Source organism: Cryobacterium sp. Y50 (assembly GCF_002929805.1).
Classification (GTDB): Bacteria; Actinomycetota; Actinomycetes; order Actinomycetales; family Microbacteriaceae; genus Cryobacterium.
On sequence record NZ_PJJM01000103.1, the window covers coordinates 46,709 to 59,757 of the forward strand.

12 protein-coding genes are annotated in these 13,049 nt (G+C 63.3%); 11 read left to right on the forward strand and 1 reads right to left on the reverse strand.

Annotation, left to right across the window (positions count from 1 at the left end):
- Window positions 1-109: 109 nt before the first annotated feature.
- On the reverse strand, window positions 110-1,729 hold the full coding sequence (locus CXY73_RS18245; protein WP_233198442.1) for a dolichyl-phosphate-mannose--protein mannosyltransferase: 1,620 nt from the start codon (window positions 1,727-1,729) through the stop codon (window positions 110-112).
- On the opposite strand from CXY73_RS18245, the gene rsmI reads away from it, so the two are divergent.
- The 11 genes from rsmI to CXY73_RS22115 all read left to right on the forward strand — a co-directional run bounded on the left by rsmI (window position 1,728) and on the right by CXY73_RS22115 (window position 13,039).
- Window positions 1,728-2,591 (forward strand): 16S rRNA (cytidine(1402)-2'-O)-methyltransferase, encoded by an 864-nt coding sequence (rsmI, locus tag CXY73_RS18250; RefSeq protein ID WP_104138725.1) that lies wholly within the window; start codon window positions 1,728-1,730, stop codon window positions 2,589-2,591. The genes CXY73_RS18245 and rsmI overlap by 2 nt on opposite strands.
- Window positions 2,592-2,642: 51 nt before the next feature.
- Window positions 2,643-4,214, forward strand: coding sequence for a methionine--tRNA ligase (gene metG / locus CXY73_RS18255; RefSeq protein WP_104178536.1), 1,572 nt, complete (start codon window positions 2,643-2,645; stop codon window positions 4,212-4,214).
- Window positions 4,207-5,223 carry a TatD family hydrolase gene (locus CXY73_RS18260; RefSeq protein WP_104138719.1) on the forward strand — a complete coding sequence of 339 codons (1,017 nt, stop codon included), beginning with the start codon at window positions 4,207-4,209 and terminating at the stop codon, window positions 5,221-5,223. Before metG ends, CXY73_RS18260 begins: the two co-directional genes overlap by 8 nt.
- 158 nt (window positions 5,224-5,381) lie before the next feature.
- A complete protein-coding gene (rsmA, locus tag CXY73_RS18265) occupies window positions 5,382-6,179 on the forward strand; it encodes a 16S rRNA (adenine(1518)-N(6)/adenine(1519)-N(6))-dimethyltransferase RsmA (protein ID WP_233198463.1) in 798 nt (265 codons plus the stop codon).
- Window positions 6,180-6,311: 132 nt separating this feature from the next.
- Window positions 6,312-6,512, forward strand: coding sequence for a hypothetical protein (locus CXY73_RS18270; RefSeq protein WP_104138713.1), 201 nt, complete (start codon window positions 6,312-6,314; stop codon window positions 6,510-6,512).
- Between the two features lie 9 nt (window positions 6,513-6,521).
- A complete protein-coding gene (locus tag CXY73_RS18275) occupies window positions 6,522-7,457 on the forward strand; it encodes a 4-(cytidine 5'-diphospho)-2-C-methyl-D-erythritol kinase (protein ID WP_104138710.1) in 936 nt (311 codons plus the stop codon).
- A 143-nt stretch (window positions 7,458-7,600) separates the two neighbouring features.
- Entirely contained in the window at window positions 7,601-9,394 is a 1,794-nt protein-coding gene (locus CXY73_RS18280) for an ABC-F family ATP-binding cassette domain-containing protein (RefSeq protein ID WP_104178537.1), read from the forward strand.
- Window positions 9,395-9,635: 241 nt separating this feature from the next.
- A complete protein-coding gene (locus CXY73_RS18285) occupies window positions 9,636-10,541 on the forward strand; it encodes a MetQ/NlpA family ABC transporter substrate-binding protein (protein WP_233198443.1) in 906 nt (301 codons plus the stop codon).
- 115 nt (window positions 10,542-10,656) lie between these two features.
- A complete protein-coding gene (locus CXY73_RS18290; RefSeq protein WP_104178538.1) occupies window positions 10,657-11,685 on the forward strand; it encodes a methionine ABC transporter ATP-binding protein in 1,029 nt (342 codons plus the stop codon).
- A gap of 1 nt (window position 11,686) precedes the next feature.
- Window positions 11,687-12,346, forward strand: coding sequence for a methionine ABC transporter permease (locus tag CXY73_RS18295; RefSeq protein ID WP_104138700.1), 660 nt, complete (start codon window positions 11,687-11,689; stop codon window positions 12,344-12,346).
- A 531-nt stretch (window positions 12,347-12,877) separates the two neighbouring features.
- Window positions 12,878-13,039, forward strand: coding sequence for a hypothetical protein (locus CXY73_RS22115; RefSeq protein ID WP_158254160.1), 162 nt, complete (start codon window positions 12,878-12,880; stop codon window positions 13,037-13,039).
- Window positions 13,040-13,049 lie beyond the last annotated feature (10 nt).

Genomic DNA, 13,049 nt, shown 5'->3' on the forward strand with positions numbered 1-13,049 from the left:
CTCGTCGTGCAGATAATGGTTATTCTACGTTCGTCCGACCCCGGTTTGCGCTTCATTCACACAGCATTCCCAGACAGCATATGCCAAAAATAGAATGTATTCGACCGATCTATCGCCAACTTGGCATCCAAATGTGAAGTTGCCAAAACTCCAGTGACGTCTGCATTCCGGTCCACACCGGGAAGAAGAACGCCGTGAGCAGCAGGCCGACGCCGAGGCCGACGAGGACCGCCCGAAGAGCCCCAGGCCGCGGTTTGGGGTCGTATTCCGGTACCTGCGAATGTGCTGAATGCCTCCGTTCTGGCCGCGCCTGGTCGGGAATTTGCTTCAGCACCAGCCCAATGACGAAGGTGAGCCCGAGCAGCAGGTACGGTTCGAAGGCGATCGTATAAAACTGAAAAACCGTGCGGTTCAGGTACATCAACCATGGGAGGTAGCCGGCGACCATGCCCATCAGTATGAAGCCGACCCGCCATTCCCGATACCGAGCCAGCCGGTAGACGAGGTAGAACAGTGCTGCTGTCGCCGCCCACCAGATGAGAGGGTTGCCGACGGAAGTGATGGCCTCAGAGCAGCTCTGCAGCTGGCAGCCGAATTCACCCGAGCTGGAACCGCGGTAGTACATACTGGTCGGTCGAATCATGAACAGCCAGGTCAACGGGTTTGCCTGGTACGGATGCGGTGTGGCGAGTCCCACGTGATAGGTGTACGCAGCCGCCTGGTAGTGCCAAAAGCTTTGCAGGGTATTCGGAACCCAGGCGAACGGACCGGTCCAGGCGGCCCCCGCCCCGTCTGCCCAGTCACGGTAATATCCCCCGCGCGTGACAAACCAGCCGGTCCAGGAAACCAGGAACGTCGTGACGGCAATCGGAACCAGCAGCAGAAACGTGACCGGAGCCTGTTTGAGAATGGCGGCGCTAAGCCAGAACGCCACGCCATTGCGGCGACGGGCCAGCGCGTCGACGACGACGAGGTAAATGCCGAACGCGGCGAGAAAATAGACGCCGGACCATTTCACCGAGCTGGCCAGACCGAAGGCAAGGCCGGCGGTGAGCAGCCACGGCCGCCACCACAGCGCCGGACCCCAGCCCTGCTCGCGGAGCCCGGCCAGCCGGCTGGCGAGTCGAGTCGCGTGCCATTCGCGGTCCAGCAGAATTGCCCCGAAACCGAGCAGGGCGAAGAACATCACGAAGTTGTCGAGTAACGCAACGCGGCTCATGACGATGGCGTGCCCGTCGATCGCGAGCAGAAAACCGGCGATCAGGGCGAGCAGGCGGGACTGAAACAGCTTCTGCGCCACGAGCATGATGAATACGACCGCGAGCACCCCCACCACGACCGTCGCCAGCCGCCAGCCCCACGGGTTGTCGGGGCCAAGCAGATTCATGCCGAGCCCGATGAGCCATTTTCCGATCGGCGGATGCACGACAAAGGACGGGTCGGTCGTGAAGATGTCGGTGTGGCCGGCTTCGAACTGAACGTTGGCGTCTTCCGGCCAGGTGGACTCGTAGCCGTTATTGAACAGGCTCCAGGCGTCCTTGACATAGAAGGTCTCGTCGAAGACGAGCGCGTGCGGTGAGCCAAGATTCCACAGCCGTAACACGGCAGCCAACAGAACCACGGCGAGGTGGGTGCCCCAGCGAACCCATCGACTAGTTGCGAGCACCTGACCATCGTACAGAGCGAGGGAAGAACGGATGCTCCGCGCAGGCTGCGAGAATTGCAGCATGATCATTCTTGCTGCCACCCCGATCGGAAACCTCGGCGACGCTTCCCGGCGCCTGATCGAGACACTAAGCACCATCACCATCGTGGCGGCCGAAGATACCCGCGTCACCGTGCACCTGCTTAAGGCCCTCGGCATCGAGAATCGGCCCAGACTCATTGCTCTGCACGACCACAACGAACGAAGCAAGGCGGTCGAACTGGTCGAACTCGCCCGCGACACGGACATTCTGGTGCTCAGCGATGCAGGCATGCCCACCGTCTCCGATCCCGGCTTTCATTTAGTGGATGCCGCGGTCGCCGCCGGCGTGCAGGTCACGGCGCTGCCCGGTCCGTCCGCCGTGCTGACAGCCCTCGCCGTGTCCGGGCTGCCGACCGACCGGTTCACTTTCGAGGGGTTCCTGCCGCGCAAACACGGCGAACGGGTCAAACTGCTGCGCGATCTCAGCGCCGAACGCCGTACCATGGTGTTCTTCGAATCGCCCAATCGCTTGGCGGACTCGCTGCTAGACCTCGCCGCTACCCTCGGCCCTGACCGCCGCGTCGTGGTCTGCCGCGAACTGACCAAATTCTTCGAAGAGGTCAAACGCGGTACGGCGAGCGAACTGGCCGAGTGGGCGGCGGCGGGGGTGCGCGGCGAGATCTGCATCGTCGTTGCGGGAGCCTCAGTGCGGGTCCTGGACCTGGCCATGGGAGTGACCGAGGTGCTCGAACTGGTGGCAGGCGGCATCCGCTTGAAGGAGGCCGCAGCAGACGTTTCGGCGGCCAGCGGGCTCGGCAAACGCGAACTCTACGAGCACGCGCTGCAGGCCAAAACCGGCGCGATCACGCCGAAACCCGACCGATCGGCCTTTCCGCTGGGTTGATCAGGGAGTAACGGGGCGAGACGCTCGCCCCTCCCCGCATAAGATGAACGCATGTCCGCAGGCTCTTTTTACATCACCACGCCCATTTTCTACGTGAATGATGTGCCGCACATCGGGCACGCCTACACCGAAGTCGCCGCCGACGTGCTTGCACGCTGGCACCGGCAGTCGGGTTGGGACGCCTGGCTGCTCACCGGCACCGACGAACACGGCCAGAAGATTCTGCGCACCGCCACCGCCAACGGCGTCACACCAAAGGAATGGGCCGATCGTCTGGTCGAGACCGCGTGGAAGCCGCTGCTGGAGACCGTCAACATTGCCAACGACGACTTCATCCGCACCACCGACGAGCGCCACGAGGTGAACGCGCAGAAGTTTCTGCAACACCTGCACGACGAGGGCTACATCTATACCGGCGAGTATGAGGGCTACTACTGCGTCGGCTGTGAGGAATACAAGCAGACCACCGATCTCGTCGACGGCACCGGCGAGTACGCCGGTCAGCTGGTCTGCGCGATCCACTCCAAGCCGGTCGAACTGCTGCACGAGAAGAACTACTTCTTCAAGATGAGTGCCTTCGCCGCGCGGCTGCTCGCCCTCTACGAAGAGAACCCCAACTTCGTGCAGCCGGAAGCGGCCCGCAACGAGGTCATGTCCTTCGTCAAGCGCGGCCTGAGCGACCTCTCCATCTCCCGCTCTAGCTTCGACTGGGGCATCAAGGTGCCGTGGGACGAGTCCCACGTTGTCTACGTCTGGTTCGACGCACTGCTCAACTACATCACCGCGGCCGGCTACGGCCAGAATGATGAGAAATTTGCAAGCCGCTGGCCCGCCACCCACATCGTCGGCAAGGACATTCTGCGTTTTCACGCCGTCATCTGGCCGGCCATGCTCATGGCCGCCGGAATTGAGGTGCCCAAGCAGGTTTTCGGCCACGGCTGGCTGCTGGTCGGTGGCGAGAAGATGAGCAAGTCCAAGCTCACCGGTATTGCCCCGAGCCAGATCACAGACACCTTCGGCTCCGACGCTTTTCGGTACTACTTCATGCGCGCTATCAGCTTCGGTCAGGACGGATCGTTTAGCTGGGAAGACCTTTCGGCCCGCTACCAGTCCGAGCTGGCCAACGGCTTTGGCAACCTCGCCTCCCGCGTGATCGCCATGGTCGTGCGCTACTGCGACGGCATCGTGCCTGTCGCCCGCGAGCTCGCCGGCGACGACCTCGCGATTGCGGCGACGGAAAAACGGGTGACGGATGCCGCCGGTGCCTTCATCGAGACCCTCGCCATCCACGACGCCCTCGCCAGTGTGTGGGAACTCGTCGACGAGCTCAACGGCTACATCACCCTGCAGGAGCCGTGGGCACTGGCCAAGAACCCGGAAACCCGGGCCCGCCTGGAGACAGTGCTGCACACCGCCGTGCGCGGTCTCGGCACCCTCACCGTGTTGCTCTCGCCGGTCATTCCCATCGCCACCGGCAAGCTGTGGACCGCCCTCGGCGGCGACGGCGCCCTCGCCGACCAGCGCCTCGATCGGGCCTGGGAGTGGACTGGCGGCGCCCAGGTCAGCGCCCTTGAACCGCTGTTCCCGCGCATCGAATCGATCGTGGAGCCGACCGATGCCTAATGACTTGCCTGGGCTTGACGGAGGCATCGACGGTTACGGCAGTGCCATTCGCCGCCGCGAAAACACTGCCGGCCGTGACCTGAGCTACCCGCCGCTTCCCGAGCCGCTCACGATTCCCATCTACGACAACCACACCCATCTCGAAATCGCAGACGGTGAGTATCCGCTCAGCTATCGGGAACAGCTCGACCGCGCGTCGAGCGTTGGAGTGCGGGGCGTGATCCAGGTTGGCGGCGACGTGGAAACGTCACGCTGGTCGGCCGCCGCGGCGCTAATCGAGCCGCGCATGCTCGCTGCCGTTGCCATCCACCCCAACGAGGCCCCTGCACTTGAAGAAGCCGGTACCCTCGACGACGCCCTCGCGGTGATCAACCAACTCGCCAGCCAGCCGCGTGTCGTCGCCATCGGCGAGACCGGACTCGACTTCTTTCGCACGCCTGAAGAAGGCCGCGCCGCCCAGTTTCGCTCCTTTGAAGAGCACATTCGTATCGCTAAGGAGAACAACCTGGCGCTGCAGATTCACGACCGTGATGCCCATGAGGCCGTGATCGAAACGCTGCTTCGGGTCGGCGCTCCCGAACGCACCGTCTTTCACTGCTTCTCGGGTGACGCCGACATGGCTCGGCTGTGTGCCGCGCAAGGCTGGTACATGTCTTTCGCTGGCAACGTCACGTTCAAAAACGCCGATAACCTGCGCGCCGCCCTGATCACCGCGCCGCGCAACCTGCTGCTGGTTGAAACGGATGCGCCCTTCCTCACACCGCTGCCCTACCGGGGCCGGCCCAACGCGCCGTATCTACTGCCCAACACGTTGCGTGGCATGGCTGCCCACCTTGAAACGGATGTATCCCTGCTCGCCGCGCAAATCACCGCCAACACCGAGCTGGTCTACGGCCGCTGGGATGCGGAGCCCGTCACCGCAGCCTTTGCCGCCCGGTCGGTCGTGCCCGGAACCGGTCGCATCGACGAGCAGAACTCCGCCCCGCCTCCGCTCGGCGGCCTGGCATGACCGGCCGTCACTCCGCGGAGCACATTCCCGTCGCCCCGCGCGTCACGGTGGCAGCGGCCGAACCCGCTCCGACGCCGCAGCTGCCGGCTGACCCGGCCATCCTGAAGAAGCCGACGAAGACCCTCCTCGGCCCGGCCGAGATTCGCGACCTCGCCGAGATGCTCGGCGTCAACCCCACCAAGAAGCTCGGCCAAAACTTCGTCATCGACGGCAACACCGTTCGGCGAATCGTTAAGGTCGCCGCCGTAGCACCCGGCGACACCGTCGTCGAGGTTGGGCCCGGACTCGGTTCGCTCACCCTCGGCATGCTCGAAATCGGCGCCAGCGTCGTCGCCGTCGAAATCGACGACCGACTGGCCGAGCAGCTGCCGCTCACCGTCGAATTGATGCAGCCGGATGCCCAGCTCACGGTGATCCGCGCGGACGCACTGAAGATCACCAAGCTGCCCGGAGACCCCACCCGGCTCGTCGCGAATTTGCCATACAACGTCTCGGTGCCGGTGTTGCTCTACCTGCTGGAGAGCTTCGCATCTATTCGGGCCGGTGTTGTCATGGTGCAGGCCGAGGTTGGTGAGCGTCTCGCAGCCCCGCCCGGCAGCAAGGTTTACGGTAGCCCGAGCGTGAAGGCTGCCTGGTATGGCCATTTTCGCACCGCGGGCAAGGTAAGCCGTCAGGTGTTCTGGCCGGTACCCAATGTCGACTCGATCCTGATCGCCTTTGAACGCCGCGAGGCTCCCCTCGAATCCGAAGCACTGCGCCTCAAGACCTTCGCGCTCGTCGACGCGGCCTTTCAGCAGCGTCGCAAGATGCTGCGGCAGTCACTCTCTGTCGTTCTCGGGGATTCGAGTGCGGCATCCGCTGTCATGACGGCCGCTGGAATCGACCCGACGACGCGCGGCGAGCAGCTGACCGTGCACGACTTTCTCGCCATCGCCCGCGTCTGGACCGAGAACTAGAAGACTTGCACGGCACGGTGCACCAACTTTAGAAACCCGTTGACTCGAAGTTTTGCGCCGAACGGGGCAGCTTGATAGCGTTTCGGTGTGTCAGATACACCGCTGCGGGCTGCGCAATCGGAAAGTCGGGCCATGAATGACCTGACTGCCCGGTGGGCGTTGGACGGCGGACAGACGGTGCTGGCGACGGCTAGCCCGAGCAAAGCGGACCGAACATCCGTTTTGCTCACCCACCAGCGGCTGGGCGACTCCGCCGATGTTGTTCCGGCCAAGGTGGCGCTGCAGGCGCGGCTGGTGGTCGCTGCGTCGATAGCGGCCATGCAGCTGGGCTAGGTTTAACGCATGACGACGACTGTGGGGGCCCCTGTTGTGCACGCGCGGGCCCCCGGCAAAATCAACGTCTTTCTCAAGGTCGGTGCCGTCATGGAAGACGGTTACCACGACCTCGCGACCGCCTATCAAGCAGTCTCCCTGTTCGAAGAGGTGCGTGCCAGCCCCGCTACCGACTTCTCGGTCGAATTCAGCGGCAGCATCGACACCTCCGGGCTCGCCACTGGCGGAACGAATCTGGCTATTAAGGCAGCTCGGGCCCTCGCTCGCAAGGCTGGCTACCGCGGCGGTGTGCACCTCGAGATTGAAAAGAACGTGCCGATCGCTGGCGGAATGGGCGGCGGATCGGCCGATGCCGCGGCCACCCTGCTCGCCTGCGACGCGCTCTGGGGCACCACCGCCACCAAGGATGAACTGCTCACCATCGCGGCTACACTCGGCGCCGATGTGCCGTTCTCCTTCACCGGCGGCACCGCCATCGGCACCGGCCGCGGCGACCAGCTCAGCCCGGCCCTGGCCAAGGGGAAGTTTCAGTGGGTCCTCGCCTTGGCGGATTTCGGCATGTCCACGCCCGGTGTCTATCAGGAACTCGATCGGCACCGCGACCGCCACGCACAAGACATCTTCCCGGCCCAGCATCAGCCGTCTGTCGACGCGAATGTGCTACAGGCACTGCGGGCCGGCGACCCGCACATGCTCGCTGACGTTCTGCACAACGACCTGCAGGCCCCCGCGCTGCACCTCGCGCCGGGCCTGGGCAAGGTATTACAGCTCGGTGAAGAGAATGGCGCGCTCGCCGGCATCCTGTCCGGGTCCGGCCCAACGGTTGCCTTTCTGGTAGCGGACGCCGACAGCGCGCTCGAATTGCAGGTCGCGCTCTCCGCCAGCCGCTTGCGCGTCGTGCGAGCCACTGGTCCCGTGCATGGCGCTCGCTTGATCAATGACTAGCCCCTCCCGGCATAACTCCTGCAATCTGCTGGACAGTTGCGAAACGCCCGCGTCATTCCGGGGGAGCTGCGAAGCATGGTGGCAAGGTACAGAAGTCGTGCTGGCTGATTTGAGGGCTGCGGCGTGCCGTAAACTCGGAGGCTATGGCACATCTTCTCGGGGCTGAGTCCCTGCACCTCGAATTTCCCACCCGCGTCATCTTTGACAGCGTTACCGCCGGCCTCAACGAAGGCGACCGTATCGGCGTCGTCGGCAAGAACGGCGACGGCAAGTCCACTCTTATGCGCCTCTTGGCCGGCCGGATGGAGCCCGACGAGGGCCGGGTCACCCGTCGGCGCGGCGTCACCATCGGCATGCTCGACCAGTCCGACGATCTTGCCTCCGGTCAGACCGTCGGACACACCATAGTCGGCGGCATCGAAGAACATGTTTGGGCGGGCGACGCCAAGGTGCGCGACGTCATCGGCGGCTTGGTTCGAGATATCCCGTGGGACGCCCTCGTCGACGACCTCTCCGGTGGCCAGCGCCGACGGGTAGCCCTCGCCGCCGTGCTCATCGGCGACTACGACGTGATCTTTCTCGATGAGCCCACCAACCATCTCGACGTGGAGGGTATCTCCTGGCTCGCCGGCCATCTCAAGACCCGCTGGGCCGCTCAGAGCGGCGGACTCGTGGTCGTCACCCACGATCGGTGGTTCCTCGACGAGGTCTGCAACATCACCTGGGAGGTGCACGACCGCCTGATCGAGCCTTTCGAGGGAGGCTACGCCGCCTATATTCTGCAGCGCGTCGAGCGTGACCGCATGAGTAGCGTGGTCGAATCCAAACGCCAGAACCTCATGAAGAAGGAGCTTGCCTGGCTGCGCCGCGGCGCCCCGGCCCGCACAGCGAAGCCCAAGTTCCGCATCGATGCTGCCAACGTGCTGATTGAAAACGAGCCGCCGCCCCGCGACACTGTCTCGATGCAGTCGATGGCCATGCAGCGTCTCGGCAAGGACGTCGTCGACCTCATCGACATCGGTGTGAAGTTCGGCGACAAGACCGTGCTGAACGACATCACCTGGCGCATCGCGCCGGGTGAGCGCACCGGCATCATGGGCGTCAACGGTGCCGGTAAGTCCACCCTGCTGAACTTGGTCGCCGGCACCCTGCAACCCACGGCCGGCCACGTGAAGCGCGGCAAGACCATCAAAGTCGCCGTGCTCACCCAGCAGCTGTTCGAACTCGATGAGATTCGCAACGACCGCGTGAGCGACGTCATCGGCCGCCAGAAGACGAGCTACATGGCCGGCGGCAAGGAGATCACACCCGGTCAGATGCTCGAACGCATGGGCTTTCTCAGTGCCCAGCTCACCACCCAGGTCAAGGACCTCTCCGGTGGCCAGAAGCGTCGTTTGCAACTGCTGCTGATCGTGCTCGACGAGCCCAACGTGCTCATTCTCGACGAGCCCACCAACGACCTCGACACAGACATGCTCGCCGCCATGGAAGACCTGCTGGATTCCTTCCCCGGCACCCTTCTCGTCGTCTCGCACGACCGGTACCTGATCGAGCGCGTCACCGACAATCAGTACGCGGTCATGGATGGCGACTTTCGTCACCTGCCCGGCGGCGTCGACCAGTACCTCGAGGTGCGCCGTCAGGCCGTTGCCGGTCCGGCAGCTGGTTCGCCGACGGATGCTTCGAGCAAGACCAAGAATGTTCCCACCTTGAGTGGGGCCGAACTGCGCAACGCCCAGAAGGAGCTTGGCTCGATCGACCGAAAGATGGTCAAGCTGCAGGAACGTATTGCACAGAAGCACGAGAAGTTGGCCGCACATGATCAGTCGGACTTTGCCGGTCTCGGTACCCTCGGCATGAAATTGACCGAACTCGAAGAGACCATCGCAGCGCTCGAAACCCGCTGGGTCGAACTTACCGAGTTGATCGAGGGTTGATGTCGCAGAAGCTGTGACGCAGTGTGTCGAAGCAGCCCACGCGTCGCAGCTTCGGCACGTATCGTTAAGGGGTACCTGCGCAGCCGCGGTACATCGCCCCGCGTGGGCACATCCCCTTGTTTGACTGGTGGGTTTTACATGCCCGCAAACAGTCGAAATGATGCGTTATTTCGTTTGCGGGGGCATCCGCTGCAGGCAATACCCATGCCATCTGAAACTGAACTCGCCTGAAGGAATCATCGTGAAGAAGACTGCCACTATTAAGAGCGTGCTCGCCGCACTCGCCGTCGTACCGCTAGTCGCCCTGCTGGCCGGCTGCGCCGGGGCCTCCGAAGGGCCGGCCGCCGGCACCGACGGCGACGCCATCAAGATCGGCGTCGTCGGAGCAAGCGACCCGTACTGGGAGGTTTACACCGCGGCCGCCGCGGCCGAGGGCATTGAGATCGAGATCGTCGACTTTGCGCAGTACCCACAGCTGAACCCGGCCCTCGCCGCTGGCGAGATTGACATCAATCAGTTTCAACATATCGTCTACCTCGCCGAGTACAACGAGGCGAGCAACGAGAACCTCGCCCCGATCGGTGCCACGGCGATCTACCCGCTCGGTCTGTACTCGACGCAGTACGGCAGTATTGACGACATCGTCAAGGGCGACACCGTCGCAGTGCCCGACGACGATAGCAACCAGGCTCGCGCGCTCGTCGTTCTTCAGTCCAACGGTCTTATCGTGCTGAAAGACGGCGGCTCGATTTTCTCGGGCCTCGACGACATCGACGAAGCGGCCTCAAAGGTCAAGGTCACAGCCCTCGAAGCGTCGCTCACTGTAGCCTCGCTGCCCGACGTCGCCGCCGCGGTCATCAACAATGACTTCGCCGAGAAGGGTGGACTCAAATTCGAGGATGCCATCGCGACCGACGACGCAACCGACCCCCAGGCACTGCCTTACATCAACATCTTCGTCTCGCGTGACGTAGACAAGAATAACGAGACGTTCCTGAAGCTCATCGAGATCTACCAGAACTCCCAGGACGTACAGGACGGCGTAATGGCTGTCTCCGGTGACACCGCCGAGATGGTGACCACTCCGGCGGCCGACCTGGCAGCGTCGCTCGCGACGGTTCAGGCCGATATCAAGGCCGCCAAGTAGACAGCCTCCAAATATAGACATCAGTTCTGGGAACAGCGCAGTCCGCGGGGAGCTTGAGGCCCGGACTGCGCTGTTGTGTTCAGCGCTATAAGTATGAAATGAGCGAGGCAAACGGATGGCTGTAGTTAGTCTGCGCAACGTGGGCAAGGTATACCCGCCCACGACCAAAGACGGCGAGAGCGTCACGGCGATCGACGGTGTCAGCCTTGATGTTGAGGCTGGCGATATTTACGGCATCATCGGCTATTCCGGTGCGGGCAAGAGTACCCTGGTGCGGCTCGTCAACGCGCTCGAACACTCCACCTCCGGCGAGATTTGGGTGAACGGGCAAAACATCGCGGCCCTGCGGGAGCGTGAGCTGCGCCAGGTGCGCCTCGGCATTGGCATGATCTTTCAACAGTTCAACCTGCTCGGTTCCCGCACGGTAGCCCGCAACGTGGCCTATCCGCTTGAAGTGGCTGGTCATCCCAAGGAGCAGCGCGCCGCCCGCGTGGCCGAATTGCTCGACTTCGTCGGCCTCGCCGATAAGGCAGGGTCATTTCCGGACCAGCTCTCCGGTGGTCAAAAGCAGCGGGTGGGCATCGCCCGCGCCCTCGCCACGCAGCCGAGCATTCTGCTCGCCGACGAGGCGACAAGCGCCCTCGACCCGGAAACCACGCATGAGGTGCTCGCGCTGCTCAAACGCGTGAACGCAGAATTCGGGGTCACCATCATCGTGATCACTCACGAAATGGATGTCATCCAAACCATCGCGACCAAGGTCGCAGTGATGGACCAGGGTCGGGTTATCGAGCGCGGACCCGTCTTCGATGTGTTCTCGGATCCGCAACAGGCGGCATCCGCTCGATTCGTTTCGACGGTGGTGAAGGGGGTTCCCTCGCCCGACGAGCTCGCGGTGCTGCGCGCGCGGCACAGTGGACGCCTCGTCACCCTCGCTTTTCGCGACAGCGCGGTCGATCAGACGGCCGTCTTCGGCGAGCTGTCGAGGGCGGGCGTGGCATTTGAGGTCGTGTACGGCGGCATCAATGAGATTCAGGGGCGCCCGTTCGGGCATCTGACCCTCGCCCTCACGGGAGCTGATCCGGTTATCGACACCGTGCTCGCGCATATTCGAACGCTCACGACCGTCACGGAGGTGCGCTGACATGGATGCCCTGATCGATCTGCTGCCTGAACTCTGGACTGCCACCTACGAGACGCTCTACATCGTCGCACTCACCCTGTTTTTTGGCGGCCTCGGCGGACTGCTGATCGGGCTCGGGCTCTATCTCACCCGAGCTGGCAGCATCCTGGAGAACAAACCGCTGTTTTTTGTGCTCAACCTGCTAGTGAACTTTGTTCGCCCGATTCCGTTCATTATATTTCTCGCCGCAGCGCAGCCGCTTGCTCGGGCTGTCACCGGCAGCGGTATCGGCAATAACGCGATCATCTTCACCATCGCGCTCGCGGCGTCCTTCGCCATGGCCCGCATCGTGGAGCAGAACCTGCTCACGGTGACGCCCGGGGTGATCGACGCAGCGCGCAGTGTCGGAGCTGGGCCGATTCGCATCATCTTCACGGTATTGCTGCCCGAAGCGCTCGGACCGCTGATCCTTGGCTACACGTTCATCTTTGTCGCGCTCGTGGACATGTCAGCGGTCGCCGGCTACGTCGGCGGCGGCGGTTTGGGAAGCTTCTCCCTACTCTACGGCTACCGGCAGTTCAACCCCATCGTGACCTGGGCCGCCGTGTTGCTGATCATTGTGCTGGTTCAGCTCGTCCAATTCTTAGGGAACTACCTCGCGCGCAAAGCCCTGCGCCGGTAGCTGCCGAGACCACACGACCCTGGTGCTCCGATTAGTCACCCGTCGTTCATCGTCCGGCAACCTGTCAGCCAACTAATCGCAACCTTTGCGACGGAAAGTTCTCGTCTAGCCGGGTTCACTCCAGTCGTCGCACCACATAGACGGACAAGGTGTGTGCTCATTGTCAACGGGAGCCAGCATGCCAGGCAAAAGTCACATCGTGTTCTCGGCATTTAGCACACTGGCTGATCCGCGACTTCAGGGCTGGGCGACTCTTCGTGGTCAAATCAGCGCCGGTTCGCCGTCGGTCACGCCCGTCTCTCGCCCGGCAATTGCCCGGACGTTGCCGCCGTTCAGGCCGGACTATGGCGCCTTCTCGCCCCCAACAATCGAGAACTCGGGCGCAGCGCGTCGGTCTACAGTTCGCTGGGGAGTGCCCGGGCACACGTTCTGCGACTGCAGGGCCTCGTGGCGGAAATGCGAGCTACGTCGGTGATTGGTCCCTCGTCGGGAACCCACGGTTTCTGCATATTGCTGGGCGAAACAGTCGTGATGACCAACGGTCGCTGGTTTGCTGCTGCCGCCGCGAGCCTCGAAGCTGCGGCGGCAACCATCGCGGCATTGGGCGAAGCGGTGGTCATAGCCGATGCGCCCGTTCCACAGAATGGCGGCCCACGCAAGCAGGCAGAAGCGACGAAAATCTTGTCGTGGTGACCCGGCGACG

Bases quoted from the DNA above. Each gene is read 5' to 3' on its own strand.
- rsmI (WP_104138725.1), top strand. From the start codon at position 1,728: ATGATCATTCTTGCTGCCACCCCGATCGGAAACCTCGGCGACGCTTCC.
- CXY73_RS18245 (WP_233198442.1), bottom strand. From the start codon at position 1,729: ATGCTGCAATTCTCGCAGCCTGCGCGGAGCATCCGTTCTTCCCTCGCT.
- metG (WP_104178536.1), top strand. From the start codon at position 2,643: ATGTCCGCAGGCTCTTTTTACATCACCACGCCCATTTTCTACGTGAAT.
- CXY73_RS18260 (WP_104138719.1), top strand. From the start codon at position 4,207: ATGCCTAATGACTTGCCTGGGCTTGACGGAGGCATCGACGGTTACGGC.
- rsmA (WP_233198463.1), top strand. From the start codon at position 5,382: ATGCTCGGCGTCAACCCCACCAAGAAGCTCGGCCAAAACTTCGTCATC.
- CXY73_RS18270 (WP_104138713.1), top strand. From the start codon at position 6,312: ATGAATGACCTGACTGCCCGGTGGGCGTTGGACGGCGGACAGACGGTG.
- CXY73_RS18275 (WP_104138710.1), top strand. From the start codon at position 6,522: ATGACGACGACTGTGGGGGCCCCTGTTGTGCACGCGCGGGCCCCCGGC.
- CXY73_RS18280 (WP_104178537.1), top strand. From the start codon at position 7,601: ATGGCACATCTTCTCGGGGCTGAGTCCCTGCACCTCGAATTTCCCACC.
- CXY73_RS18290 (WP_104178538.1), top strand. From the start codon at position 10,657: ATGGCTGTAGTTAGTCTGCGCAACGTGGGCAAGGTATACCCGCCCACG.
- CXY73_RS18295 (WP_104138700.1), top strand. From the start codon at position 11,687: ATGGATGCCCTGATCGATCTGCTGCCTGAACTCTGGACTGCCACCTAC.
- CXY73_RS22115 (WP_158254160.1), top strand. From the start codon at position 12,878: ATGACCAACGGTCGCTGGTTTGCTGCTGCCGCCGCGAGCCTCGAAGCT.